Genomic DNA, 24,824 nt, shown 5'->3' with positions numbered 1-24,824 from the left:
TGCTCATCGAAATTACCCTAGCCTTTCATGGCCGCCGCGTAGTTGCGGTAGAAGTGCGGGATGGTTTCGATGCCCTTCAGGAAGTTGAATACGCCGTAGTGCTCGTTAGGCGAGTGGATGGCATCCGAGTCGAGGCCGAAGCCGAGCAGCACGGAGTCGAGGCCCAGCTCGGTTTTGAACATGGCCACGATGGGGATGGAGCCGCCGCCGCGGGTCGGGATGGGGCGCTTACCGAAGGTGGTTTCCATGGCGTCGGCCGCGGCCTTGTAGGCGACCGAATCAGTGGGCGTCACGACCGGCTCACCGCCGTGGTGGGGCGTTACTTTCACCGTCACGCCGCTGGGAGCAATGCTTTCGAAGTGCTTTTGGAACAGGGCCGTGATTTCGTCGGAGGTCTGGTGGGGCACCAGGCGCATCGAGATTTTGGCGTAGGCCTTGGAGGCAATGACGGTTTTGGCGCCCTCGCCGGTGTAGCCGCCCCAGATGCCGTTCACGTCGAGCGTGGGCCGGATGCTGGTGCGCTCCAGGGTGCTGTAGCCTTTCTCACCGTAGATGTCGGTCAGGCCGATGCTTTTCTTGAACTCCTCGTCGGAGTGCGGAGCCTTGGCCATTTCGGCGCGCTCCTCGGCCGAAAGCTCGTCCACGTTGTCGTAGAAGGCGGGGATGGTAATGTGATTGTTTTCGTCGTGCAGGGAGGCAATCATCTTGCAGAGCACGTTGATGGGGTTGGGCACGGCGCCGCCGTAAAGGCCGGAGTGCAAATCCCGGTTCGGGCCCGTTACTTCCACCTCGTGGTACGAGAGGCCGCGCAGCCCTACTTCGATGCTGGGCACGTCGTTGGCCAGAATGCCGGTGTCGGAAATTAAGATGACGTCGGCCTTGAGCTTTTCCTTGTTGGCCTTCACGAAGATGCCCAGGTTGCTGGAGCCTACTTCCTCCTCGCCCTCAAACATGAACTTCACGTTGCAGGGCATGCCGCCGTCCTGCATCAGCATTTCGAAGGCCTTTACGTGCATGTAGACCTGGCCTTTGTCGTCGCAGGCGCCGCGGGCGTAGATGTTGCCGTCCTTGATGACGGGCTCAAACGGCGGCGAGGTCCAGAGCTCGTAGGGGTCGGCGGGCTGCACGTCGTAGTGGCCGTAGACGAGCACCGTGGGCAGGCTGGGATCCACGATTTTGTCGCCGTAGACGATGGGGTTGCCGGCGGTCTGGCAGAGCTCCACGTTCTCCACCCCTACTTCTTCGAGGCGGGCTTTAAGGTAGTCGGCGGCCTTGAGCACGTCGGCGTGAAACTTCGGGTCGGCCGAAACGGACGGGATACGCAGCCAGTCGAGCAGCTCACTTAAGAAACGTTCCTGGTTGCTTTCGAGGTAAGAAGCCATGCGGCGGTGGGGTTAGGTGGAAATGCGGGGGTAAAAGTAGGCAGAAGCCGGGAGCCGACGGCTAGGCTATAACCAGAACGTCATGCAGAGCCGAAGGCGAAGCATGACGGTGGTTTTCCAGCCGGCTCTACTTGCCGCACACCGTGCGCAGCCAGGCTTTGGCGTCGTCGTCGTTGCCGAAGATGCGCACCTCGAAGCCCTTGAGCTGGGCGTAGAACTTGGCGGCCGAGGCGTCGGCCATGGAATCGGGCGTCGAAACCATGGCGAAGTGGCGCACGCCGGCGGCGGTAGCCTCCACGGCCCACACGTTGACGACCCAGTCGAGGGAATGGTCCCAGGGGCCGAGCACCTTGCGCGTGTCGTTGAGCACGCAGTTAAAGCCCGACTCGGCCACGGCCGCAATGTAGGCCGCTGCACCGGCCTTGATGCTGTCGGGAGTCAGATAGCCGGCCCAGTCGACCGAAATCCAGCGGTTGGCCTGGTCATCTTCGATGGTAATGTAGGGGCGGCCCAGGGAGCTTTGCAGTTCTTGTTTCATAAGGATAGGGCAACACCGCCACCAAGGGTCGGCAAAAGAGAAAAGTAATACCCGGGGCCAGGAGGCGGCGCTACGCCAACTGCTCGCGCAGCCAGCGCTTGGCCGCGGCCAGGGTACGATGGTAGGCGGGCTCAATCCGGTAGGTCGCGGCCTCGGTGGTGTGGGCCGTGTACTGCTGCACCGAAATCTGCCCGAACACGCTTTCCGGCGCCACAAAGCTGCAGTGCCGGATGCCGGCTGCGTAGGCCCGCGGGTTCCAGTCGTGGGCCAGCCACTCCTGCAGGGCGGGCGTGGTGGCCCCCACGTGGCGGGTGTCGGCCAGCCAGCCCAGGGGCTGGGTCCGCCGGGCTTCTTCTACGTACAGGGCCAGGCCGCGGTCCATCAACGACTGAAACTGTGCCTGGTTGGCGAAGCCGTGCCACTGCACGATCAGGCAGGGCACGTCCGGAGCCAGCAGCATGGAGCCGTAGGACTCAGCAATAAGGGTAATGTCAGTCATCAGCAAAAAAGAAGTATCAGCTTCCCAACAGCGCGAGCGGCTAATGGTTGGATTAAAGGTACCGCGTCCACCCCGCCGGCCCTAGCCCGACGGACACTAAAATGCCCCGGTGCCCGGCTAACCGGTCACCGGGGCACACTCCTTCCGGGCCCGGGGCCTTAGCCCGCCGGCTTGGGCGGTACCGGCCGGGCCGCCACCGCCGCCGGGTCGACCACGTACTCCCGGGCCTTGGCCGCGTCGGTAAGCTGCCACACCGAGGTGCCGGCGGCGCAGAGCTGCACCAGCTGCCGGTAGAGGCCGTTGGCAAACAGCAGCCGCGCCCGCGTGGCCCCGCTGCGGGTGTTTTCGGCCTCCTTGCGCTCGGCTAGGCCCTCCACAAACGCCTCGTTGTGCCCGGCTACCGCGTCGAGCATTGCCGCCGTCAGGCCCTGCTCGGCGTACTCGGCCAGGTACTTGCGGCCCTGCTTTACCAGCATGGTGGCGGCCAGGTGCAGCTTAGGCTCGGTAAGATCGGTCACGCTGCTCACGCCGAAGCGCTTGTAGCGGGCCGTGCGCGGCTCATCCTGCAGGGCAATGATGCTCAGTACCTGCTGCACACTGGTTTCCAGAGCTAGCACTACGGCGTCTTTCTCTTCGGTCACGGCGGCGCCTTCCTGCACTAGCACCGTGTCGGGCTCCATCTCGCCGAAGGCGGCAGTATCGGCTTTGAGCTTGGTGAGGTGGGCGGCGGTGATGCCCCGCCCGGCCAGCGCGGCCGCGTCGCGGGTGAGGGCGGATTGCAGGTCCAGGCAGCGCTGCCAGAGTTGGGCCTGGGTGAAGGGGTACTCGGCTACGGGGTTCTTGTCTTTCATAAAATGACGGATAATAAAAAAAGGGAAGGATATGCCGACTATCAGCTCGATATCGACTGCTACTAACCTAGTTCCCTCCCGCCGCCGCTCCTAAAAAGAAGGACCATCGCCCGGATTAGCAGGACCAACGCCCCGTTTGTTAGTCCGAAGCCCCAACCGGAACGGCTGATGCGCCAACCGGAACGACCGAAGAACCGCCCGGAGCAACCAAACCACCAACCGGAGCGCCCGAAGCACTGACCGGCCCCCCCGAAGCCTCAACCGGAACGACCGAAGAGGCAACCGGAACGACCGAAGCTCCAACCGGCAGCTAATTTCACCCCTTCGGGGGTAGCGGGCGGGGCCTGGGCCGGCTTTGGTGGGGTTTCGGGCCAGCCGGTTAGTGCTTCGGGCTACTCGACGCCCTCTCAGCATGCATCCTAAGGTTCTTATCAGCGGGTTTGGGTAGCCTAGTAGCATGAATCTACTGCTTGCTTTCAGTAGCTACGGGGGTAGTCAACGCGCTGATTGGTCGTCGGAGGAAGGCCACACAGCTATGCTAATTCTGGCAGCTTTAGGGGCACTCATCTTAGGGCTGTCGGTGCGGGAGTGGCATAAGCGCGGCCGGAAGAAGTAGCCCCGGCGGGGCAGCACGAAGACGCTGTTCGGCTGCATGAAATAGCCGCCCGAACGACGTAGAGACGCATACTTGCGTCTCGTCGTTGAACGAAACAAGCCAAATGGTGCGGCCGATGAGACGCAAGTATGCGTCTCTACCCATTTTGCTATCTCCTTTCCTCTTTCGCCAACACCTCCCCGGTTTTGCAGTCAATCGCACATACGAAGCCGGCGAAGTTCCATACGCGCAAGGGCTGCTCCGACTGAAACGAAACGTAGGCATCAACAGCACCTTGGTCGATATCCTCAGCCCGCCACAAAAATACCCCTTTGGCATCATAGGCGAATAGGTTGCGAGCCGGCTGTCCTAGTGGGAATTCCATCCAGTCGTAAATAACCAGCCGTGTAGAGCCTATCCATTGGGTGGCTATAACACGGTAGTTGGCTTCCGGATTAGTGGTTGAAGTAGGTAACATCCTACTTCCGCCCGAACATCGGTACCCGGCTCTCATTGCCGGCGCGCAGGCGGCCGATGTTGGCGCGGTGGGTGTAGATGAGCAGGGCGGCTAGTACGAAGCCGAAGTAAAGCAGCAGTGGGTTCTGGGGCCGGAAGGCGGGCAGCAGCTGGAGCAGGGCAAAAGCCACTCCGGCCGACATGGAAGCCAGCGACACGTAGCGGAACAAGACCAGCACCACCAGAAACACCAGGATGCAGACGCCCACCGTGGCCGGGGCAATGGCCAGCATCATGCCCAGCACCGTGGCCACCCCCTTGCCCCCGCGAAACTGGGCGAAGACAGGGTAGATGTGGCCCAGCACCGCCAGCACCCCGCAGGCCAGCTGGAAGTAAAGCAGCTGCCCGGGCTCGATGGCACCCTGGTGGAGCATCACCGTGGCCATCATGGTGGCGGCCCAGCCCTTGAGAATGTCGATGGCCATGACCACCGAGCCGGGCTTTTTGCCCAGCACCCGGAAGGTGTTGGTGGCGCCCGCGTTGCCGGAGCCGTGTTCCCGAATGTCGAGGCCGAAGAAGCGGCGGCCGACCCAGAGCGCCGTCGGGATGGAGCCGATAAGGTAGGCAGCAAGCAGCAGGACGAGAATCAGGGGCAGGTTCATGGAGGCGAGGTGGGGGAATGGGGAGTCGGCCAAAGATAACGGGCTTCTTTACTGTAGCGCGAACTTTGTAGTTCGCGCAGCTGAACGATACGACTGAAAAACTGTCGTTATGGTCCGCGAATTACAACCGCAGGACAGCGCAGCTAAAGTTCGCGCTACGGCAAAAAACAGCCCCGCGCCGGATAACCGGGCGGGGCTGTTACAAGCAGTGCGGAGCGGAATTAAGAATCGCCGAAGGGGTCGTCCTCCTTCTTCTTTTTCTTTTTCTCCTCTTCCTTTTTCAGCTTTTCGGCCTCCTTGGCCTTTTTCTCCTCCTCTTTCTTCAGGCGGTCGGCTTCCTTGGCCGCCGCCTTGGGGTCGACGGCCGCCGGCTCAGCGGGGGGAGTGGCCGGGGCTGGGGCCGGGGTGGTTTTCTCCACGGCGGCTTCCTCCTTTTTCTTCTTTTTGCTGGTATCCTCGGCCGGCGGGGCGGCGGGGGTATCAGCCGTGCTGAAGGGGTCGTTGGCGTCGTCCTTGCCCTTCTTCTTTTTCTTGCCCGTGTCCTCCACCGGGGCGGCATCGGCGGCGGGGGTGCTGTCCATGTCAAACTCGCTGCCCTTCTTCTTTTTCTTCTTCTTGTCGTCTTCGGCAAAGTCGATAGTGCCGGCCGGGCGGGAGGCCACGGGCTTCACCTTGCTGTTGTCGTTGAGGAAGTCCTTGCGGAAGTGGCGGGTGAAGTTCTCCTTCTCCTGGTCGTCGCCGAGGTAGAAGCCGTACTCGGTGGCCGTGTTGTAGTCACCCTTGGCCTTGTAGCCGATGATTTCGTCGAAGGAGCCGTGCTGGGCCTTGGCCAGCAGCACGTTGTTGGAGTAGCGGATGTGGTACCAGGTCTGGGGCTCGGCCTCGAGGTACATTTCGACCAGGTCACCGGTGGCTTCCTTCTTGATTTCGATGTAGCCATCAATCATGGCGTTGATGTCCTTCTTGCCCACGCTCACCAACCCGATTTTACCCACCGAGTACCAGGCATTGAACTTGGGGCTCCACTTCAGGTTCACCTGGCTCAGCACCAGCGTGTGCAAAAACTTCGGCGACACCTTCTGCAGGGCCGTGTAGCCGCCCTTGCGGTCGGAGTAGCTCTGCACGGCCTTGCTGCCGATAAACTCGCCCATCTTGTAGAGCTGGGCTTGGGAGCCGGTCAGCGCCTCGGGCAGACCGCGGGCGTTGGTGGCCATATCAGTGCCCATGGCTTCCACGGCCTTTTCGGGCATGTTGATGTCGAAGTTCAGGAAGGCGTCGAGCTTGTAGACGTTGCTGTCGGGCTTGGCGTAGCCCAGGCCGGCGGCGCTGAGGTTGTAGTCCTTGTTGGAGTTGATCAGGTTCAGCTTGCCGCGCAGGTTGATGGCGCCCGTGGAGTCGTCCAGGGTCAGCACGCTGCCCTCGTACACGTTCGGGTCCGAAAGGTCGTTGCGGCTGATGGCGTACTGGCGCTTCTTGGCGTCGTAGCTCAGCGTGCCGTCCACCTGAAACAGGTTCATGTCGGTAATACCGGGCTTGACGGCCACAAACAGCGGATACACCTTCATGGAGGCGTCGGACACGAACAGGCCCGTGACCATGGGCGTGCCATCCTCACTCTTGGGTTCCTGGAGCTTTATTCGAATGCCCTTGGGGTCGATACTGTCCTGCACGGCAAACCACTCGGCCGAAGTCGGGGCCTTGGCAAACTCCAGCCGGCTCTGCCCGTCGAAGGTGAAGCCGCGCTTCTGGGAGTTCAGGTTCACGGCCCCGCGGTAGGCAATGCGGGGCGCGAGGTGAAACTTGTCGGTGGCCTGAATGGAGGCCACGGCCGTGGTCGGCGGCGCAAACTCCACGTCGTCCTTTTTCTTCAGCAGCCCTTTGGCCGTGGCCTTACCGCCCTTGCCCGGCTTGCCGCCCAGCGCCGCGGCCGAGTCGACGGCAAAGGAGCTGAACTTGATGGCAAACGAGTCGGCGGCGGTTTTGTAGTTATACAGGGCGTTGCCGGTGAAGGCCGTGCGCGAGAGCACCTTGATTTCCCCTTTGTAGAGGTGGTGGAACTTGGCCAGGGAGTCCAGGGTGATGTTGGCGTTCTGGAAGGTGCGCATCTGGGCGTTGGCCAGCACGTACACCTTGTTGCTGTCGGGCTCAATCCAGGCGTCGGCGGAGGCAATGTAGGGCACGCCGCCGGCCACCAGGCGGTAGCGGCTCAGGTCGTACTGCCCGGTGCTGGCCCGGAACTTCAGGCCGTGCTGCTCGGGCTTAGTGGAGTAGAAGTACGAGCGCGAGGAGTCGGCGCCGGCGGCCACGCGCATCTGCACCATCTTCTTCTTGAAGTCCCACTTACCGCCGCTGAGGGTGGTTTTGTAGTCGGAATACGGCAGGTCGATGCTGGCCTTGCTGCCTTCCTCGCGGGCAAAGTCGGCGTAGCCCTGCTTGATGTTGTACTCAAACCCGACTTCGTTGGCCGTCAGCGCGGGCTTGTTGGCCTCGGCCGACTTAATGCTCAGCGTCGACTTCTTGCCCGAGTAGCTGGTGGGCTTGAACGCAAACGAACGGGAACGGATAAACGACTGCGGGCCGTCCATGCGGCCGTCGCCGTAGAGGCCGCCGGGCGTCAGGATGGTGGTGCCGCGGAAGCTGTATTCGCCGTTGTAGTACTTCATGGCCTGGGCGTCCTTGGAGGTGCTCAGGTACATCGAGTCCTGTTTCACGGCCCACTTCATCTGGTAGCCCGGCAGCAGCGTGACCTTGGCAAATTCGACCCCATTGAGCGGGCCCTGACCAATGGTGGCCGTTTTGCCCACCGTCACGAGGGAGTCGCGGTAGAAGATAAACTGGTCGCTCAGGAACTCGCCGGTCAGGTAATTCACCTTGCCCACGCCCTGAATACCGCGGTTGCTCATGGTCACCTTGTTGTACAGCTTGCCCTTGCCCCCGTAGATCGGGAAGCCCTCCTTGGGCACGTCGTAGACGAAGCCCAGGGAGCCGTCGTCCTGCAAACTCAGCTTGGTTTTGAAGCTCGGCATGATGCCACCCGACACGAACGTGCCCTTGAAGCCCACGGCCGAGCGGTTCTTGTTGTTGAGCGAGTCGAGCTTGAAGGGCGGAATGTCGAAGTACACGGCCGTGTCGTAGGCGCCGCCGAGTACTTCGGGCTTGTTGAAGAACACGTAGGCCCCGGTGCTGGCGTCGAACGAGGGGTACGCGCCGAGCTTCTTGCGGCCCGACTTGTTGTTGGGCGCGTTGATGTAGAGGCGGCCGGCGGAGGTCTTGTTCTTGTTGGTCAGGGCGAAGTCGGTGTCCTTGCGGGCCTTCATCACCGAGCCCTTCGAGCCCTTGCCTTTTACAATGATGGAGTCAATCTTGACCAGGTCCACGTAGAAGCCATCGTAGTCGAACTTGAACTCCTTGCCCTTGAAGATAAAGGCCGAGGCCACCACGGTGCCGTTGAAGAGCACGCCGCGGTTTTTCTGAATGCGGATGGTGCTCGAGTCCGGCTTCACGAACACCGTCACGGAGTCGTCGGAGAAGTTGAAGCGGTCCACGCCGCGCACAATCAGGTCGTTGCTGGTCAGGTTGAGCGTGGCGTTCTTACCGTTCGGCGACAAGGATTTAATGGCAATGTGGTCGTAGTCCTTCTTGCCGCGCGACGAATTCACGTAGTGACCCGCCTTGGGCAGCAGCGTAATCTGCTCGGTCTGGGGGTTCCACTTCACGTAGCCATCCCGGGCCAGGCCGGCCACGGCGGAGCGCACGTTGTCTTCCTTGAGCTTGAGGTGGCCGGCCACGTCCTGCACGGTGAAGGTTTTCACGTTGCCGTTGGCCTGGCTGTAGCCCACCACCATCTGCAGCGGGTGCAGCTTGTTGATGGACTTGATCTGCTGGTAGCGGGTGTTGGTGTAGAATTCCTTGGACTCGAAGTTCGCCGTCACCTGGTTTTTGGCCGTCAGAATCGAGAACTGGATGTCGGGCGTGCGCAAAGGCCACGTGAGCATCTCGGTCTGGATTTCCATCTGGTGGTAGGAGTCGGCGTAGGGCGTGGTCTTATACAGACCTTCCTCGCGGGCCAATTGCAGCACCTGGCGGGTTTTGGAGAACTTGAGCTTCACCCCGGGGTGGGTGAGCGAGTCGGTTTTATCCTGGAAGATGGTCACCGCCGCCCGGTTGGCCGTAATCAGCGAGTCGCCGAGCACGTAAGCGCTCGACGAGGCCCGGAACTTGGGCTTGCCGTCAATTTCGACGATGATGCGCGAGAGGCTGCCGTCGAGCGAGGCCGACAGCGTGCGGGACCCGGCCAGGGAGAAGCCGCCGTAGTAGCGGATGTTGTCGCCGATGTTCTTGACGCGGGCGTCGTTGGTGAGCGAAATAAACCGCGGGTAGCCGGAGTCGACGGCGCCGGGCTTTTTCTTCACGCTCTTGTAGGCAAAAGCGCCCTGAATCGGGGCTTCCAGCACCGCCGGATACGTCAGCGTCATGGGCTGAGCCGTCAGTTCGGCCTTGGTGAAGTCGAAGTCAAAGTTGGTGAAGTCGGCCGTCACCAGGTTCTGCTTGATGGACCACACGTACTGCCCGCCTTGGCCCACGAAACGGCTGGTGCCGGGCACCACGGCCCCGCTCACCTTCCGAATGAAGATGGAGTCACCGGCGGTGGCCATGAACAGGTCGGCGTCCTTGATCAGCAACACCGGCCCGCGGGTGGGCGGGGCCACGTAGGTATCGTAGGTGTACGACGGCGCGGGCTCAGGTTCGGGCTCCGGCTCCTTCACGGGGGCGGCGGTCTTGGTACCGGGCGCAGTTTTTACGGGTGCTTTGGCCGCGGCCGGCTTTTTCTTGGGCGTGCCCCAGCCATCGTCATTGCCCCAGCCGCTGCTGCCGCTGCCCCAGTCGTCGGCCGTATCCCAGCCGCTGCTGACCTTTTTCTTCGGGGCGGGCTTGGGCTTGGCGGGCGTCGTGGTGGTTTTAATCGGGGCGCCGGTCGTGACGGGCGTCGACACCGGGGAGGGCGCGGCGGGCTTTGGTGCGGGGGGCGCCGGCTGGGGCATGTCGGTTTCGTTGTAGGCGAAGCTGAAGGTGCCCCCAATCACGCGCAGCTTGTTGTAGCGCGAGCTATACAGGTATTTGGTATCCAGAAACTGGGCCGAGGTCTGCAGAAACTTCTGGGTGGCCGGCACCTGCTCCCGCTCCAGGGTTTTGGTCACCACGTCCAGAAACTCGTCCATCTGCTTGTCGGAGAAGTTCTGCACCGAGGCCCCGGCCGTCACGGCGTTGTAGAGAGCCTCGAAGTCGGGCCGGGGTTTGAAGCGCCGGGCCAGCATCTGCTGGCTCAACGCCACAATGCGCCCCTGCTGGGTGGCCGTGAGCTTGTTGCTGGCCCAGAGCTGCTGGAGCTTGGCCCCGCTGGCCTTGGCGGCCGCGTTGTTGGTGGTAGCCATCATCGACTGCACGTCGATAATAAACTGCCCGGGCTCGGTGGCAAGCTTACCCGTGAATTTGGGCAGCGCCGGCGCGGCGGGCGCCGCCGGGGGCTGCTTGCCAGGATTCTTCTGGGCCCACGCGGGAGCACTGAGTCCCAGTACCAGCGCGCAGAGCCACCCAAAAACAAATTGCTTCATACTTTTTTCCGTCAAGCCCTACTCGGACGGCTACAATTTCGTGAAAATCGCCGAAACCCAGTTATTCTTGGTTCGGTGCGACTGATAAGCCAATGCATGCTTGGCTGCTTCGGCCTCAATCTTGGATAAGTCCTCTTGGTAGAAGCCGCTGAACAGGATCGGGCGGCCCTTGGGCAGCAGGGCGGCGTAGGCGTGCATATCCTCCAGCAGCACGTTGCGGTTGATATTAGCCAGGATAATATCAAAGGGCGCCTCGCCCTCCAGCACTTCCACGCCCCCGAGGCGACACTCGATGTTGGTGCAATTATTCTCGGCCGCGTTGTCGGCCGCGTTTTCCACGGTCCAGGGCTCCACGTCCACGGCCAGCACTTCTTGGGCGCCCAGGTGCACGGCCATGATGGCCAGAATGCCGGTGCCGCAGCCCATGTCGAGCACGCGCTTGCCCTGGTGGTCGATGCCGAGCTGGTTTTCAATCATCAGGGCGGTGGTTTCGTGGTGGCCGGTGCCGAAGGACATGCGCGGCATAATCACGATTTCGTATTCCAGGCCCTCGGGCTTCGCGTGAAACGGGGCCCGCACCGACACCCGGTCGGCAATGATGAGGGGCTGGAAGTTTTTCTCCCACTCGGCGTTCCAGTTCTGACGCGTAATCACGCGGTGGTCGTAGCCCAGCTCGCCCTGGCCCTCGTAGCGGCTCATGATTTCCGACACGGCGTCGTTGTCGAAGTCGCCTTCGCCGATGTAGGCGCAGAAGCCCTCGTCGTTGTCTTCAAAGGTATCGTAGCCAACCTGGCTGAGTTCGGCTACCAGGATATCGGCCAATTCGCGGGGGGCCTGTACGCGTACTTCTACAAAATCCATCAGGGCAAAAATTTAAGTCGGCGGAATGAACCCGCAAGTTCGCACGAATTCACCTGAATCCGGCTTTTGGCCCCGGCGTCCGATCCGGGCTATACCGACGGCACCAAAACGCCCATAGAAAAAGCCGCCCCGGGCAGGAGCGGCTTTTCCAAGCGGCCGGGCTGAAAGCCCAACCCGGGCGGCAGCCGGGAAGTTCAGCGCCGCTACCGGGTGCGGCAGCCGGCATAAGAACGCACGGTAGTGTAATGAATGCTGAAGTCGGCCAGGGCCCGGTTTTCGGTCACGAACAGCACGTAGTCGGCGAAGTTGGGCCCGGTGGCCAGGTACCAGAACCCGGCTTTGTCGGCGAAAAGCTTGTTGTCTTCCCGGTACACCATCACGTCGGCAAAGGCTTCCTCGGGCTCCAGATACACCGTGGCGAAGCAGAAGCCGCGCCGGCTGGGGTTTGTTTCCAGAAACACCGAGCCGTAGATCCGGCAGGGCTCGATGGAACCCAGCGCCGGGGACACGGGCGCAGCGGCCACAAACGGCACGCGGGGCTGGGGCTGAACCGGATTCAGCGCCAGCAGGCCGGCAACGAGGAAATCAGCAAGCATAGGTCAGAGCGTAGATAGGAGAACTTAGAGCTTAGAGACAAGCGCAGGCAAAGAGTCGGCCATTTAGCCGTTAGAACCACCCGACCGGCAATCTAAGTTCTAAGCTCTCGTACTCTAAGCTCTATAAGCTAGAACGACTTGATGATTTCGGTGAAGTCGCGCGACTTGAGCGAGGCGCCGCCAATGAGGCCGCCGTCGACGTCGGGCTGGCTGAACAGCTCCCGGGCATTCTGGGCGTTGGCCGAGCCGCCGTAGAGGATGGTCGTGTTCTGGGCGGCTTCGGCGTCGTAGGCGCGGGCAATCTGCTCCCGGATGAAGGCGTGCACTTCCTGGGCCTGGGCGCTGGTTGCGGTTTTGCCGGTCCCGATGGCCCAGATGGGCTCGTAGGCCACGGTTACCTGGTCAAACTCCTCGTTAGAGAGGTGAAACAGGCCGTCCTTGAGCTGCTTTTCGAGGTAGGCAAAAGTCTCGTCGGCCTCCCGGGTTTCCAGGCTCTCGCCCACGCAGAAGATGGGCTTCAGGCCGGCGCCGAGGGCGGCCTTGAGCTTCTGGCTCAGCAGCTCGTCGGTTTCGCCGAAGTACTGGCGCCGCTCGGAGTGGCCCAGAATCACGTACTCCACCCCTACCGACTGCAGCATCTTGGCCGACACCTCGCCGGTATAGGCCCCGCTTTCCTTCTGGTGGCAGTTCTGGGCCCCCAGGTGGATGTTGCCGCCTTGCGGGAGCAGCTTGCCGATGGAATGCAGGAACGGAAACGGCGGGCAAATCACGACTTCCGCGGTGGAGCCCGTGGCTTCGTCGGCTACCATGTTGGTGATTTCGGACACCAGCGCCAGACCATCCTGGTAGGTCATGTTCATTTTCCAGTTGCCGGCGACGAGGTTCTTGCGCATAAGTAAGGAGTTGGGGAAGGGAATACGTTGACTGCCGCAAAGAAACGACAATTCGCCCAAGGGGCCCGCGGCCTACTGCGCCGCCCGGAGGCGGTGGGGGCGCAGACTCAGCGCCACGCCACCCACCGCCACCACGCCCGCGCCAATCAGGGCCGTCAGGGCCAGTTCGGGGTAGTCGCCGCCGCGCTGGGCCACCCAGATGGCCACCAGCGCCCAGGCTACCACCAGCGGATACACCAGGCTGCGAAACACAGTGCTGATAACCAGCCCCAGGACCACGACCACCGCCAGCAGCACAAACGTGAGCAGCACCGACGCGTTGTCGGGCGTCTGCCAGCCCAGCACCCACAGCCCGATGGTAACGTTTATCACCGTGGCCACCGAAATCCAGCCCAGGTACAGGGCAAACGGAATGCTGGTCCAGCGCGGGGCCAGGGCCGCCCGCACCCGGCGGCGCACCCGCCCGAAGGCTACGATAAGCGCACCCAGAATCAGCAGCATTACCAGCACGCTCACCGCCATCAGCTCGTAGGCAAACAGCACCACCCAGGCCGCCGTAGCTACGCTGGCTACGGTCAGGGGCTTGGCCACAGCATCGGGGAGCTGCAGGCTGCGCTGGGCCGGCAGCAGCTGCCAGACGACGTAAATAGTAAGGGACAGAAAAATCAGGCCCCAGATGCTGAAAGCGTAGCCGGCCGGGGTCAGCAGCGTGGGGTAGCGGGCCGACACGGCGCCCATCGTCTGGCCGTTGAAGGGGTGAGTATTCGACCAGTAGTTCAGGGCAATATTGCCGATAACGGCCAAGGCGGCCAGCCAGCGCCACAGGCGGCGGGTAACGCTGACAGCGGAGGATACGACTGGCGGAGCGGTAATTTCCATTGGAAGAGTGGGTGGGAAAGGAGGTGTTGGTTAGGCAGCAAAGTATTTCTCCACCAGCTCGTCGGTCAGCTCCCGGGAGCCGGGCTGGCCGTTTTGGGCGGGCGGAAAGGCATTGCGGCAGAAGCCCCGCTGCCGCTGGAAGTCGTAGAGGGCGTGGCAGTAGCCGCCGATGATGAGCACGGCCGTAGTCTGGGGCTCATCCCAGAAAATCTGGGCCGTCACCGGCTCGTCCCGGTCGGCCACGTCGGCCACGTTGTAGATGTGCAGCGCGTCCAGGATTTCAGATTCTTCGGCGTCGCGCACGGCATAGAGGTAGCCGGTGGTGCCGTCGTCCTCGAACATCACCTGAAACTCGTGGTTGGCGGCCACGCTGCTGAGCAGGAAGTTATCGGCACCCGCCTCGGGCACGCCCACCTGAAACTGTTCTTCGGCTCCTAGAATCATGAGTACAATAAAAAAGGAGCCGCCCTTTGGTTGGGCAGCTCCTCGGTTTTACGGGTAATCGGGCGCGAAGATGCTAGAGCTTCTCGGCCAGGAACCGGGCGGTATGGTTCGAGTCCTTGAGCTTGACCATTTCCTCGGGCGTGCCTTCAAACAGCAGGTGGCCGCCGTTGATGCCGCCCTCGGGACCGAGGTCAATCAGCCAGTCGGCGCACTTGATGATGTCCATGTTGTGCTCGATGATAAGCACCGAGTTGCCCTGCTCAATCAGCGCATTAAGAGCCGTGAGCAGCTTGTTGATGTCGTGGAAGTGCAGGCCGGTGCTAGGCTCGTCGAAGATGAACAGGATCTTGTCCTGCTGGAGCGTGGCGCCCTTGGTCAGGAACGAAGCCAGCTTCACGCGCTGGGCCTCCCCGCCCGAGAGCGTATTGGCCGATTGCCCGAGCCGGATGTAGCCCAGGCCCACGTCGTCGAGGGGCTTGAGGCGCTCTGCCACCTTGGGCTGGCCCTTGAAGAACTCCACGGCGTCGGCGACGGTCATTTCCAGCACGTCGTCGATGCCCAGGTCCTGGAATTTGACGTCCAGAATGTCCTGCTTGAACTTACGCCCCCCGCAGCTTTCGCAGGTCAGGTAAATATCGGCCATGAATTGCATCTCAATCTTGACCTGCCCTTCGCCCTGGCAGACCTCGCAGCGGCCACCTTCAATGTTAAAGCTGAAGTGCGACGGTTTCAGGCCCCGCGCCTTGGCCAGTGGCTGGTCCGAAAACAGCGTGCGGATGGCGTCGTAGGCCTTCACGTACGTTACCGGATTCGAGCGGCTGCTCTTGCCGATGGGGTTCTGATCCACGAACTCGACGTGGCTTACCTGGCCCTGCACGCCCATCAGACGGTCAAACTTACCGGTGGCTTCGCCGGCCCCGCCGCCGAGCTGCTTGGCCACGGCCGGGGCCAGAATGCGCTTCACCAGGGTAGATTTGCCCGAGCCCGACACGCCCGTTACCACCGTCATCACGCCCAGCGGAAACTTCACGCTCACGTTTTTCAGGTTGTTTTCGCGGGCGCCGGTTACTTCCAGTGCGTTGCGCCAGGGCCGACGGCTCTTGGGCACCTTCACCTCCATCTTGCCGCTCAGATACTGGCCGGTGTAGGTTTTGGTGTCTTTGAGAATCTCGGGGTAAGTGCCCTGGAACATCAGGTTGCCGCCCCCGGAGCCGGCCTCGGGCCCGATGTCGATAATCTGGTCGGCTTCCTCCATCATCTTTTCCTCGTGCTCCACCACGATGACCGTGTTGCCGAGCTTCTGCAGGGAGCGGAGCACGCCGATAAGCTGCTCGGCATCCTTGGGGTGCAGGCCGATGCTGGGCTCGTCGAGAATGTACATGGAACCCACCAGCGCCGAGCCCAGGGACGTAGCCAACGAAATGCGCTGACTCTCCCCGCCCGAGAGCGTGCTGCTCAAGCGGTTCAACGTCAGGTAGCCGAGGCCCACGCGGTGGAGGTAGCCCAGGCGGTTGGTGATTTCGGTGCTCAGGCGCTCGGCAATCTTGGCGTCGTGCTCGTTGAGGTTGAGTTGCTCAAAGTATTCCAACGCCTTGCTGACCGGCAATAGCACGAGGTCGGTAATGCTCTGCCCGTCGATTTTCACGTATTGGGCATCCTTGCGCAGGCGGGTGCCGCGGCAGTCGGGACAGGTAGTGCGGCCCCGGTAGCGGCTTTGCAGCACCCGGTACTGAATTTTGTGGGTCTGGGTGCTCACCCACTTAAAGTAGTCGTCAAGGCCCTCGAAGTACTTGTTGCCCTTCCACAGCAAAGTCCGCTCGGCCTCGGTCAGCTCGTTGTAAGGGCGGTGAATGGGGAAATCGAAGCGGATGCCGTTTTTGAGCAGGGGCTTGAGCCATTCGCTCTGCTTGTCGGTGCGCCAGGGGGCAATGGCGCCCTCGTACACGGTCAGGCTCTTGTCCGGAATGACCAGGTCCTCGTCAATGCCCAGCACCGAGCCGAACCCTTCGCAGGTCTGGCAGGCGCCGTAGGGGTTATTAAAGGAGAAGAAGTTCACGTTGGGCTCCTCGAACACGATGCCGTCGAGCTCAAACCGGTCGGAGAAGGTGCGCGTCTCGTTGTCGAGGCGGACCAGGCAGGTGCCGTGGCCCTCGAAAAACGCCGTCTGCACCGAATCCGACAGGCGGAACATCAAGTCCTCGTTGCCGGTCCGAATCACGGCCCGGTCAATCATGATGTAGACCTCGCCCTTCACCTCGGGCTTGCCTTCGCCGATGAGGTCCTCAATAAACGCGGTTTCGTCGCCGTTGACGACCACCCGGCTGTAGCCCTTTTGCAGGAGCAAATCCAGCTCCTTGCTCATCGGCCGGCCATCTTCCGACGGCATAAGCGGAGCCAGCAGCATGGCTTTCGAGCCGTCGGGCAGCTTGAAGAGAAAGTCCACCACGTCGGCCACGGTGTCCTTGCGCACCTGCTCCCCGCTCACGGGCGAGAACGTGCGGCCCACCCGGGCGAAGAGCAGCTTGAGGTAGTCGTAGATTTCGGTGCTGGTGCCGACCGTGGAGCGGTTGTTCTTGATGCTGACCTTCTGCTCGATGGCAATGGCCGGCGAGATGCCGCGGATGTAGTCCACGTCGGGCTTGTCCATGCGGCCCAGAAACTGCCGGGCGTAGGAGCTCAGGCTTTCCACGTACATGCGCTGGCCCTCGGCGTAGAGCGTGTCGAAGGCCAACGACGACTTGCCCGAGCCCGACAAGCCCGTGACGACGATAAACTTGTTGCGCGGCAATGCCACGCTGAGGTTTTTGAGGTTGTGCACCCGGGCATTCTTGATCAGAATGAACTGCCGCGGGTCGAGCTGGTCAATCGGGTCGGCCGCGGGGGCGGCTACTTGCAAAGATTTTGGGGCCATAGAAGTAGGAAACACGGCATAGGACCGGGAAGGTTTCCGCCGGGGCAATTAGACCTACGAAGGTACGGCTTTGCCGGGCGCAGTGGTAGGGTGGAAGCAGATTCGGCCCCAGAAAGCCGGCTGATGGCCTTCCTGATTTATTTCTGCCTGCCAAACCAACAACTGCAAAGCCTGAACTCATAATAGGAATAGTGCTATGTAGCCGGGTGGGCAAGGTTTTTGTTAATTTTGGTACTTTCCGCCCCTTTGCGCCTGATTCAATCCATACCTGCCCGTACTTTACTGTACTTTATGAAGAACCGTTTACACTCCGCGTTGGTACTCATCTTGTTAATATGCTTCCCGCTGCTGAGCTCGGCCACTCGGGTAGCCGCCGGCTCTTCCCTGCTGGGCGGCCAATGGAAAGGGCAGCTGGCAGTACCCGGGGGCAGCCTGGGCCTGATTATCACCATCGTGCCGCTGACCAACGGCTCCTACTACGCCGCCCTCGACGTACCGCAGCAGAAAATCAGCCGTATGCCGGTGGAGGTGATTCAGAAGGACAACGAAGTAACGCTCAGTATCGAGCAGGCCGGCAGCCGCTTCGTGGGCAAGCTGCGCCCCGATACCGGCGCCCTGAACGGCACCTGGACTCAGCCCGGCCTGACGGCGCCCCTGGTGCTGGTGCGCTCCAACGTGGCCGTCACCACCGCACCCAAGTTCAAGGTGGCCCCGCCCTACCGCCTCGACGACGTGATTGTACCCAACAAAGTGGCCAAGCTGCGCCTGGGCGCCACGCTCACCATGCCCCAGGGCAGCGGCCCTTTTCCGGCCGTGGTGCTCGTATCGGACTCCGGCCCCCAGGACCGCGACGCCGAGCAGGAGGAATACCGCATGTTCGGCCAGCTGGCCGACTACCTGAGCCGCCACGGCATCGCCGTGCTGCGCTACGACGACCGGGGCATGGGCAAATCCACGGGCGTGTACTCTTCGGCCACCACTGCCGACCTCGTTACGGACGCCCAGGCCGCCATGGGCTACCTGCGCGCCCACTACCGGGTTAATAAAACCCAGGTTGGCATCATTGGGCACGGCGAGGGTGCCAATATTGCGCTGCTGGCCGCCAGTCAGCCCAAAGCGCCCGACTTCGTGGTTTCGCTGGCCGGCTACGGCCTCACAGGCCGGGAAGTGCTCCAGCGCCAGCAGGTCGAAATCATGCGCCTGATTGGCGCCAAGCCGGCCCAGGTGGATGCCGCCCTCAAGATGGACGACCGGTTGGTGGAAGTGGTGCGCCAGACGCCCGACGACGCCCTAGCCCGCGCCAAAGTCGGGGTGCTGCTGCGCCAGAGCAATGCCAACATCGACCCCGCCATGGCCCGGGCCCGGGCCGTGCAGCTGACCTCGCCCTGGTACCGCTACTTCCTCGACTTTGACCCGAAAAGCAACATGGCCGGCATCAAGTGCCCGGTGCTGGCCCTCAACGGTACCGCCGACCTGGAAGTGACGGCCACCAAGAATCTGACGGCCCTGCAAAAAGGCCTCAAGGCCAGTGGCAACCGCAAGGTGACGGTGCAGAAGCTCACCGGCGTCAACCACCTGTTCCAGTCCGACCCAGCGCAGTGGCCGGTGTTTGAAGGCGAGCAAAAAGCGGCGTTTTCGCCCGAGGCCCTCAAGGTGATGCACGGCTGGATTGCCCAGCAGGTAGTTATCATCAAGCCCGCCGCCGTGCCCATCACCACCAAGCGCGCCGCCCCGGCCGCCGTGAAGTCCGCCGCCGGCAAGAAGGCCCGGGGTTAATAAACCGTGTGCCACGAAATGCCCCGGCTTTGGCGACTCCTGCGGGAGGCCAAAGCCGGGGCTTTGTTATTGGGTTGCATCAAAAAACCGGCTGTCTGTCGGCTGAGCCAATAATTTACGCCACCGACTTCTTCTCCGGCGTCAGGTCCAGCACCCGCAGCTTGTCGGCCCGCCAGGTGGTAATGGCCACTACCACGATGGTCATCAGCCCACCGAACACCACGGAGGGTACCACGCCCATGAACTTGGCCATGGCCCCCGATTCGAAAGCCCCGATTTCGTTGCTGGAGCCGATAAAGATGTTGTTGACGGCCGACACCCGGCCCTTCATGTATTCCGGGGTGAAGGTGTGGATGAGCGTGGAGCGTACAATCACCGAGACGGAATCGAAAACTCCGGTCAGAAACAGCAAAAACAGGGACAGGTAGAAGTCGGTGGAGAGGGCGAAGGCAATGGTAGCCGCTCCGAAGCCGGCCACGGCCCAGAGCAGCTTGCGGCCCGCGTTGCGCCAGAGCGGGAAGTAGGTCAGCAGCACGGCCATCAGCACCGAGCCCACGGCCGGGGCAGCTTCCAGATGGCCCAGCCCGGCGGCTCCTACGTGCAGGATGTCCACGGCAAACACCGGCAGCAGGGCCACGGCGCCCCCAAAAAGCACGGCAAACATATCCAGGGCCAGGGCGGCCAGTACGAGCTGATTGCTGAAAATAAACTGCAGGCCGCTGAATACGCTTTCCTTCAGCCCCAGCTTTTCGCCTTCCCGCGCCGGCAGGGGCCGCGAGGCAATACCCGCAAACTGCAGCAGCGCCAGCAGCAGCCCCGGCCGCCACGGCGTAGGAATTGGCCACGTCGAGGTGGGCCACCAGGTAGCCGCCCACCGCCGGCCCCAGCACCGACGAAGCCTGGTAGGTGGTGCTGTTCCAGGTAATGGCATTCGACAGCTTTTCCCGGTCGGGCAGCAGCTGGGGCATAAACGAAAACAGCGCGGGCCCCAGAAAGCCCCGGGCAATGCCGCTGATAAAGATGACCACGTAGAGCGGCAGCGTGTAAAACGAGCCCCGGGCCAGCAGCGGCAGCCCCAGCGGGGAGGCCAGCGCCCACAGCGCCCCGGCGCAGAGCAGCAGCACGGCCACGGCAGCAACGATGATGTTCTTGCGGCGCACCGAATCGGCCAGGTGGCCCGCGTACAACGACACGCCGATGCTGGGCAGGGCCTCGGCCAGCCCGATAAAGCCCAGTGCCAGCGGGTCGCCGGTGAGCTTGAAAATCTGCCAGCTTACCACCAGCCCCTGCACCCGGGTGGCCACCGTAAAGCAAACCCGGGCCGAAATCAGGCGGCGGAAGTCAGCCACCCGCAGGGCAGCGTACGGATCATGACGAACGGAATCAGCTGCGGGCATACGGTAGCGGGCCAGGTGGAAGCAGGTCAAAGGTAGGGTAAACCCGCGCCGGGGCCTATAGTTCGCCGGGTGGCAGGATTGTGGCCGGGGTGGCGCGCTTTTGCTTTGCCGGCCTGCCCCGCGGGCCAGCGGGATTGGCTGGCGGCCGAACCTAAGTTTTTCCTATCTTCCCTGCTCACTGCCCGCCATGCCCGTGCCCCCTACCCTCGTTGCCGATTTCGTGGAGCTGACCTACCGGGCTGATGTCGGGACCCTGCTCGCCCGCTGGCTGCGGCCGGTGGCTCCGCCGGAGGTGGAGCAGGGCTACGAAGGCACGCTGAGCGCCGCCCTCGTACACCGCTCCCGCTACTGGCTGCTCGATCTGCGCCGCCGGGGCCCGATCAGCGAGGACTGCACGTATTGGGTACTGGACAACTTTCTGCCCCGCCTGGCTCCCCAGCTCGGCGGCCGCATCTACGTGGCTTTCCTGATGACGCCCGGCCATCTGAGCACCGTGGATCAGGAAAACGGGGCGCCGCTGGTTTCCAGTGCCGCCTGCCACGTGCGCCTGTTCAGCGACGAAGGCAACGCCACCGAATGGCTCCTGCGTCGGCAGCGCCACGAGGGCGAAGCGTAACCCTGCGCGCGTGAACCCCGTCAGTAAGGAAGTCGGCCGCTACCCAGTGGCTCAGTACCGAACCTAATTGCCCGCTACTTACCCGCTACTTATGCGCTTCTTTCCTCTCGTTAGCTGTGTCTTGGGTGTTGTGCTGCTGGCGACGCTGGCCACGCCCTCCGTTGCCCAAACCACGCCCTCGGCGCCGGCGCGCCCTGCCATGAAGGATGGCGTTTACCGCAAAGGCGGCCTGACGATGCGCCTGCAGGCCGGGCAGTCGAGCCGGCTGTCGGCCCCCGTCACCATGGACAACGGCCTGACCATCCGGCCCGACGGCATCATGGTGGGCAAGGACGGCACCCGGCAGATGCTCGAAGAAGGCAAAGCTGTGAATCTGCAGGGGCAGATTGTGAACCTGACCGACGATATGATGTCGGCGCCGGCCATTGAGCAGCGCGCCCGGCAGGTGGCCGGCGTCACCGAAACCAAGGTTTCCATGCCGGCTCCCGGACCGTTGCCCGCTCGCCTCACGGCCGAGTTAAACCGTACGGAGCGTCGTTTGGCTTTGCTCCAGCAGCTCACCGATAAGCTGGCCGAGCGCGCCAGCTTGGCCGTAGGGCAAAATGCCGCCGCCGCTACGCTCGATACCCAGATTCGGGAGCTCGACGCCCAACTCAAATAACCTAAACATCTTTTCCTTGCAGGAAGCCCGCTCCGGCGGGCTTTTTTGCGGGCAGGCCTTTGGGGCGGCCCGCCGGGCTTTGCTTGGCTATGGAGGCCGGGAGTAGCACACCAAAGAATCAAGTATGGGACTTATTCAATACTGGGTTTTAAAAATGTGCAATTATTTTTCTGATTTGGGGGCGCGGCCATTGTGTTTAGCATTCCAGTTCTCTACATTTGATTTTCACAAACTCCCCCGTTCTTAGCGGGTTCCCCCCTCTCATCGGCAACTGCACCCTATGGCATAAAGCTCTACTTCCCTTTAACTAGTAGTCTTTATGGAAACCATGCAGCCGAGCGACTCCGCTCTGATTTCGCTCTATATTGCCGGCAAGGAAGACGCCTTCGCCACCTTGCTCGAGCGCCACAAAAGCCGTGTTTTTACTACCATTATGCTCATCGTGCGCGATGAGGATGTAGCCGACGATCTGCTGCAGGATACCTTTATCAAGGCTATTCACACCATGAAAGGCGGGCGCTACAACGAGGAAGGGAAGTTTTCTTCCTGGATCTGCCGCATTGCGCACAACCTGGCCATCGATTTTTTCCGCCGCGAAAAACGTAGCCCGCTTTTGAACCTGGATACAACAAGTCACGCGTTTAATTCGTTGTCACTGGCAGAAGAGGGGGCCGATGTATCCATCTCCCGGGAGGAAACCTACGCCCGTCTTCGTGAACTGATTCAGGACCTGCCGGCGGCGCAGAAAGAGGTGCTCGTGATGCGTCACTACGGCGACATGAGCTTCCAGGAAATTGCCGACGCAACGGGGGTCAGTATTAACACTGCCTTGGGGCGCATGCGCTACGCCCTGATCAACCTGCGGAAGAAGATGGCCGCACAACCCGTTTTCTATGATCAAAACCTTTACCCACGAGAAGCTCCTGCGGTACGTGTACAACGAATTGCCGGCTAAGGAGCACCGCGAAGTAGAGCAGGCCCTGCTCCACGACGCTGAACTAGCTACCATTTGTGCCGACCTGCTGCTGGCCCAGCGCTGCCTCGACGGGCTGCAACGCCAGCCCCGGCAACAAACTACCGACTCGATTTTACAGTACTCGCGCACCTTCCTCAAGGCGGGCTAACGAACTAGAGGGAAAACATAAACGGAGCGGATGAGGTGTGAAAGAGCTGCTGAACCAGCATCTTTGTCGCCTCATCCGCTCCGTTTTCTTTTTTCCTCCTCTGTATGCGTAAGCCCGAGCGGTTCCGCCTCTTCCTGAATTACTTCACCACCCACTTTCCCGAGCCCAAAACGGAGTTGCACTACGGCAACCCCTACGAGCTCATTGTGGCCGTGGTGCTCAGCGCCCAGTGCACCGACAAGCGCGTCAACCAAATCATGCCGGCTCTGCTGGCCCAGTTCCCGACTCCAGCCCACCTGGCCCTGGCCACAGCCGAGGAGATATTCCCGTTTATCCGCAGCGTTTCGTACCCCAATCACAAGGCCAGGCACCTAGCCGGCCTGGGCCGTATCCTGACCACCGAGTTTGGCTCCGAAGTGCCCAGCACCGTGGAAGAACTCCAGCGCCTGCCCGGGGTAGGGCGCAAAACGGCCCACGTTATCCTGTCCGTTATCTACAACCAGCCTACGATGGCCGTGGACACGCACGTGTTCCGGGTGTCGCACCGGCTGGGGCTGGCCAGCCTGAAAGCCACTACTCCGCTGGCCGTGGAGAAAGAGCTCATGCGCTACCTTCCCGAAGCCCAGGTGCCCAAGGCTCACCACTGGCTGATCCTGCACGGCCGCTACATCTGCGTAGCCCGGCAGCCCAAGTGCACTATCTGCCCCCTGAAAGATTTCTGCAAGTACTACGCCCAGCATTTTGGCAAACCCGCTTCAGAGGCTCAAAAGCGTGATTCTGCGTCGGCATTAGGTAGCGGCAATTCATCCAATGGCACAACATAGTATAAAACCAGTCATAGCCGGCACATAACCTCAATTCTGGGTGGCAGCGGCTTCCAATACCCGTTGCACAGTAGCGGCAATCTGTTGACGGTCGAAATACTGGCGGGCGGCGTGCTGGCCGTTTTGCCCGGCTTCCCGCAGCTTCGCGGGGTCTTGCAGCAGTTCCGCCAGCGTATTTGCCAGCGCTGCCGCTTCCCCAGCCGGCGTGTACCAGCCGCAGCTGTACTGCTCCACCCAGTCCTTGGTCCAGCCCTGATTGGTGACGACAACCGGCGTACCCACGGCCAGGCTGTCGTAGAACTTGGCTGGCGAGTTGGCGTCCAGCACCGACAGGTTCAGGAACGACACCACCGAAATATCCGCCAGCCGAAACCAGGTGAACACGGCGTGCCGGGGTTGAGGCGGCACCAGCCGAATACTCGCACACCGGGCGGCCGCGGCGCGCACCTGCGGCTCGTGAAAGCCCAGCCCCATAAACAGCCACACGGTTTCGGGTTGCTGTTCGGCCAGCAGTTCAGCGGCAGCTAGCAAGGTCGGAATGTCGTTGGCCCGGCCGAAAGTGCCGGCGTAGAGCACCACCTGTTTCCCGGTTAGCCCGAGTTCCTGGCGCAGGATTTCCGTGGCGGCCTCCGTAGCCAGCGCGGCTAGGTCGAGGTCGGTGCCGTTGAGCACGGTGGTCACTTTGTCGGGCGCCACGCCCTGGTCGAGCACGTAGCGCGTCATGTCGGGAGAAAGCGGCAGAATGTGCCGGGCGCTGCGGTAGAGGCTTTTTTCGAGGGCAAACAGCCGCTGCTGGGCAAACCGGGTCGGGACGGCGCCCATGGCAATGGGAAATGAAGGCCACAGGTCCTGCACCTCAAACACCCACGGTACCTGCCGACGCCGCGCTACCTGGGCCGCGGCCCAGGCAGCCGTGAGCGGGGTCGAAATGCCCCAGATAACGTCGGGTTTTTCCAGGCGCAGCCCTTCCCGCACGGCGTAGGCCGCGTATTGCCCAAACGACAGTACCCGCCGGGCCACGCCCATCCGATTCTGGTAGGGCACGTCGGCCGCCCGCATTTCCACTCCGGCCGGCAGCCACGGATACTCCCGGGTCAGGCGCTGGGTCTCCCAGGTGCGGGTCGTAATCAGCGTGACGCGGTGGGTGCGGGCCAGGTGCGCCAGCAACGAATAGTGCCGGCTTGTTGCGGGACAGTCGGGATTCGTGTGATACTGGCTGAAAACGGCAATGTGCACGGCGGGAAATA

General features: G+C 62.1%; 19 protein-coding genes and 1 pseudogene. 6 read left to right on the top strand and 14 right to left on the bottom strand.

All coding sequences use genetic code 11. The features are described 5' to 3' along the window. Nucleotides 1-17 precede the first annotated feature (17 nt). The 12 genes from EWM57_RS02360 to uvrA all read right to left on the bottom strand — a co-directional run bounded on the left by EWM57_RS02360 (nt 18) and on the right by uvrA (nt 17,179). A complete protein-coding gene (locus EWM57_RS02360) occupies nt 18-1,382 on the bottom strand; it encodes a dipeptidase (protein WP_129919518.1) in 1,365 nt (454 codons plus the stop codon). Nucleotides 1,383-1,509: 127 nt separating this feature from the next. Next, the gene (locus EWM57_RS02355) at nt 1,510-1,920 is read right to left on the bottom strand and encodes an STAS/SEC14 domain-containing protein (protein ID WP_129919517.1); all 411 of its coding nucleotides are present in this window, start codon (nt 1,918-1,920) and stop codon (nt 1,510-1,512) included. A gap of 70 nt (nt 1,921-1,990) precedes the next feature. Next, nucleotides 1,991-2,419, bottom strand: coding sequence for a hypothetical protein (locus EWM57_RS02350; protein ID WP_129919516.1), 429 nt, complete (start codon nt 2,417-2,419; stop codon nt 1,991-1,993). Nucleotides 2,420-2,577: 158 nt separating this feature from the next. Continuing rightward, nucleotides 2,578-3,270: a hypothetical protein gene (locus EWM57_RS02345; protein ID WP_129919515.1), complete on the bottom strand. Its 693-nt coding sequence runs from the start codon at nt 3,268-3,270 to the stop codon at nt 2,578-2,580. A 1,074-nt stretch (nt 3,271-4,344) separates the two neighbouring features. Then, nucleotides 4,345-5,016, bottom strand: a complete 672-nt coding sequence (plsY, locus tag EWM57_RS02340; RefSeq protein ID WP_317128151.1) for a glycerol-3-phosphate 1-O-acyltransferase PlsY — start codon at nt 5,014-5,016, stop codon at nt 4,345-4,347. A 188-nt stretch (nt 5,017-5,204) separates the two neighbouring features. Then, nucleotides 5,205-10,595 (bottom strand): hypothetical protein, encoded by a 5,391-nt coding sequence (locus EWM57_RS02335; RefSeq protein WP_129919514.1) that lies wholly within the window; start codon nt 10,593-10,595, stop codon nt 5,205-5,207. 30 nt (nt 10,596-10,625) lie between these two features. Further along, a complete protein-coding gene (gene prmA, locus EWM57_RS02330; protein WP_129919513.1) occupies nt 10,626-11,456 on the bottom strand; it encodes a 50S ribosomal protein L11 methyltransferase in 831 nt (276 codons plus the stop codon). A gap of 203 nt (nt 11,457-11,659) precedes the next feature. Then, entirely contained in the window at nt 11,660-12,052 is a 393-nt protein-coding gene (locus EWM57_RS02325) for a DUF6150 family protein (protein ID WP_242509960.1), read from the bottom strand. A 128-nt stretch (nt 12,053-12,180) separates the two neighbouring features. Beyond that, nucleotides 12,181-12,945 carry a triose-phosphate isomerase gene (gene tpiA, locus EWM57_RS02320; RefSeq protein WP_129919512.1) on the bottom strand — a complete coding sequence of 255 codons (765 nt, stop codon included), beginning with the start codon at nt 12,943-12,945 and terminating at the stop codon, nt 12,181-12,183. Nucleotides 12,946-13,017: 72 nt separating this feature from the next. After that, nucleotides 13,018-13,824: a tryptophan-rich sensory protein gene (locus EWM57_RS02315; RefSeq protein WP_129919511.1), complete on the bottom strand. Its 807-nt coding sequence runs from the start codon at nt 13,822-13,824 to the stop codon at nt 13,018-13,020. Nucleotides 13,825-13,854: 30 nt separating this feature from the next. Further along, nucleotides 13,855-14,268, bottom strand: coding sequence for a DUF2251 domain-containing protein (locus EWM57_RS02310; protein WP_129919510.1), 414 nt, complete (start codon nt 14,266-14,268; stop codon nt 13,855-13,857). Nucleotides 14,269-14,341: 73 nt separating this feature from the next. Next, on the bottom strand, nt 14,342-17,179 hold the full coding sequence (uvrA, locus tag EWM57_RS02305) for an excinuclease ABC subunit UvrA (protein ID WP_129919509.1): 2,838 nt from the start codon (nt 17,177-17,179) through the stop codon (nt 14,342-14,344). 291 nt (nt 17,180-17,470) lie between these two features. Here uvrA and EWM57_RS02300 point away from each other — a divergent pair, with 291 nt between their 5' ends. Continuing rightward, complete coding sequence (locus tag EWM57_RS02300; RefSeq protein WP_129919508.1) at nt 17,471-18,955, top strand: alpha/beta hydrolase family protein; 1,485 nt, start codon at nt 17,471-17,473, stop codon at nt 18,953-18,955. Nucleotides 18,956-19,070: 115 nt separating this feature from the next. Here the strand turns inward: EWM57_RS02300 and EWM57_RS21820 are convergent. After that, nucleotides 19,071-20,352, bottom strand: a pseudogene (locus EWM57_RS21820) (MFS transporter). 193 nt (nt 20,353-20,545) lie between these two features. On the opposite strand from EWM57_RS21820, the gene EWM57_RS02290 reads away from it, so the two are divergent. The 5 genes from EWM57_RS02290 to nth all read left to right on the top strand — a co-directional run bounded on the left by EWM57_RS02290 (nt 20,546) and on the right by nth (nt 23,577). Beyond that, a complete protein-coding gene (locus tag EWM57_RS02290; protein WP_165370382.1) occupies nt 20,546-20,968 on the top strand; it encodes a hypothetical protein in 423 nt (140 codons plus the stop codon). A gap of 91 nt (nt 20,969-21,059) precedes the next feature. Continuing rightward, nucleotides 21,060-21,629, top strand: a complete 570-nt coding sequence (locus tag EWM57_RS02285) for a DUF6799 domain-containing protein (RefSeq protein ID WP_129919506.1) — start codon at nt 21,060-21,062, stop codon at nt 21,627-21,629. A gap of 319 nt (nt 21,630-21,948) precedes the next feature. Continuing rightward, complete coding sequence (locus tag EWM57_RS02280; RefSeq protein WP_129919505.1) at nt 21,949-22,584, top strand: RNA polymerase sigma factor; 636 nt, start codon at nt 21,949-21,951, stop codon at nt 22,582-22,584. Then, a complete protein-coding gene (locus EWM57_RS02275) occupies nt 22,523-22,753 on the top strand; it encodes a hypothetical protein (RefSeq protein ID WP_129919504.1) in 231 nt (76 codons plus the stop codon). Before EWM57_RS02280 ends, EWM57_RS02275 begins: the two co-directional genes overlap by 62 nt. Before the next feature lie 104 nt (nt 22,754-22,857). Beyond that, entirely contained in the window at nt 22,858-23,577 is a 720-nt protein-coding gene (gene nth, locus EWM57_RS02270; protein ID WP_129919503.1) for an endonuclease III, read from the top strand. 30 nt (nt 23,578-23,607) lie between these two features. Here the strand turns inward: nth and EWM57_RS02265 are convergent, their stop codons facing one another. Next, complete coding sequence (locus EWM57_RS02265; RefSeq protein WP_129919502.1) at nt 23,608-24,813, bottom strand: glycosyltransferase family 4 protein; 1,206 nt, start codon at nt 24,811-24,813, stop codon at nt 23,608-23,610. Nucleotides 24,814-24,824 lie beyond the last annotated feature (11 nt).

The sequence above is a fragment of the Hymenobacter persicinus genome, assembly GCF_004167665.1.
Lineage (GTDB): Bacteria > Bacteroidota > Bacteroidia > Cytophagales > Hymenobacteraceae > Hymenobacter > Hymenobacter persicinus.
Note: the sequence above shows the minus strand (reverse complement) of the source record. Positions and strands in the feature narration are given on the sequence as shown.

Coding starts and splice junctions, on each gene's coding strand:
- EWM57_RS02360 (WP_129919518.1), bottom strand. CDS start 1,382: ATGGCTTCTTACCTCGAAAGCAACCAGGAACGTTTCTTAAGTGAGCTG.
- EWM57_RS02355 (WP_129919517.1), bottom strand. CDS start 1,920: ATGAAACAAGAACTGCAAAGCTCCCTGGGCCGCCCCTACATTACCATC.
- EWM57_RS02350 (WP_129919516.1), bottom strand. CDS start 2,419: ATGACTGACATTACCCTTATTGCTGAGTCCTACGGCTCCATGCTGCTG.
- EWM57_RS02345 (WP_129919515.1), bottom strand. CDS start 3,270: ATGAAAGACAAGAACCCCGTAGCCGAGTACCCCTTCACCCAGGCCCAA.
- EWM57_RS02335 (WP_129919514.1), bottom strand. CDS start 10,595: ATGAAGCAATTTGTTTTTGGGTGGCTCTGCGCGCTGGTACTGGGACTC.
- prmA (WP_129919513.1), bottom strand. CDS start 11,456: ATGGATTTTGTAGAAGTACGCGTACAGGCCCCCCGCGAATTGGCCGAT.
- EWM57_RS02325 (WP_242509960.1), bottom strand. CDS start 12,052: ATGCTTGCTGATTTCCTCGTTGCCGGCCTGCTGGCGCTGAATCCGGTT.
- tpiA (WP_129919512.1), bottom strand. CDS start 12,945: ATGCGCAAGAACCTCGTCGCCGGCAACTGGAAAATGAACATGACCTAC.
- EWM57_RS02315 (WP_129919511.1), bottom strand. CDS start 13,824: ATGGAAATTACCGCTCCGCCAGTCGTATCCTCCGCTGTCAGCGTTACC.
- EWM57_RS02310 (WP_129919510.1), bottom strand. CDS start 14,268: ATGATTCTAGGAGCCGAAGAACAGTTTCAGGTGGGCGTGCCCGAGGCG.
- uvrA (WP_129919509.1), bottom strand. CDS start 17,179: ATGGCCCCAAAATCTTTGCAAGTAGCCGCCCCCGCGGCCGACCCGATT.
- EWM57_RS02300 (WP_129919508.1), top strand. CDS start 17,471: ATGAAGAACCGTTTACACTCCGCGTTGGTACTCATCTTGTTAATATGC.
- EWM57_RS02285 (WP_129919506.1), top strand. CDS start 21,060: ATGCGCTTCTTTCCTCTCGTTAGCTGTGTCTTGGGTGTTGTGCTGCTG.
- EWM57_RS02280 (WP_129919505.1), top strand. CDS start 21,949: ATGGAAACCATGCAGCCGAGCGACTCCGCTCTGATTTCGCTCTATATT.
- EWM57_RS02275 (WP_129919504.1), top strand. CDS start 22,523: ATGATCAAAACCTTTACCCACGAGAAGCTCCTGCGGTACGTGTACAAC.
- nth (WP_129919503.1), top strand. CDS start 22,858: ATGCGTAAGCCCGAGCGGTTCCGCCTCTTCCTGAATTACTTCACCACC.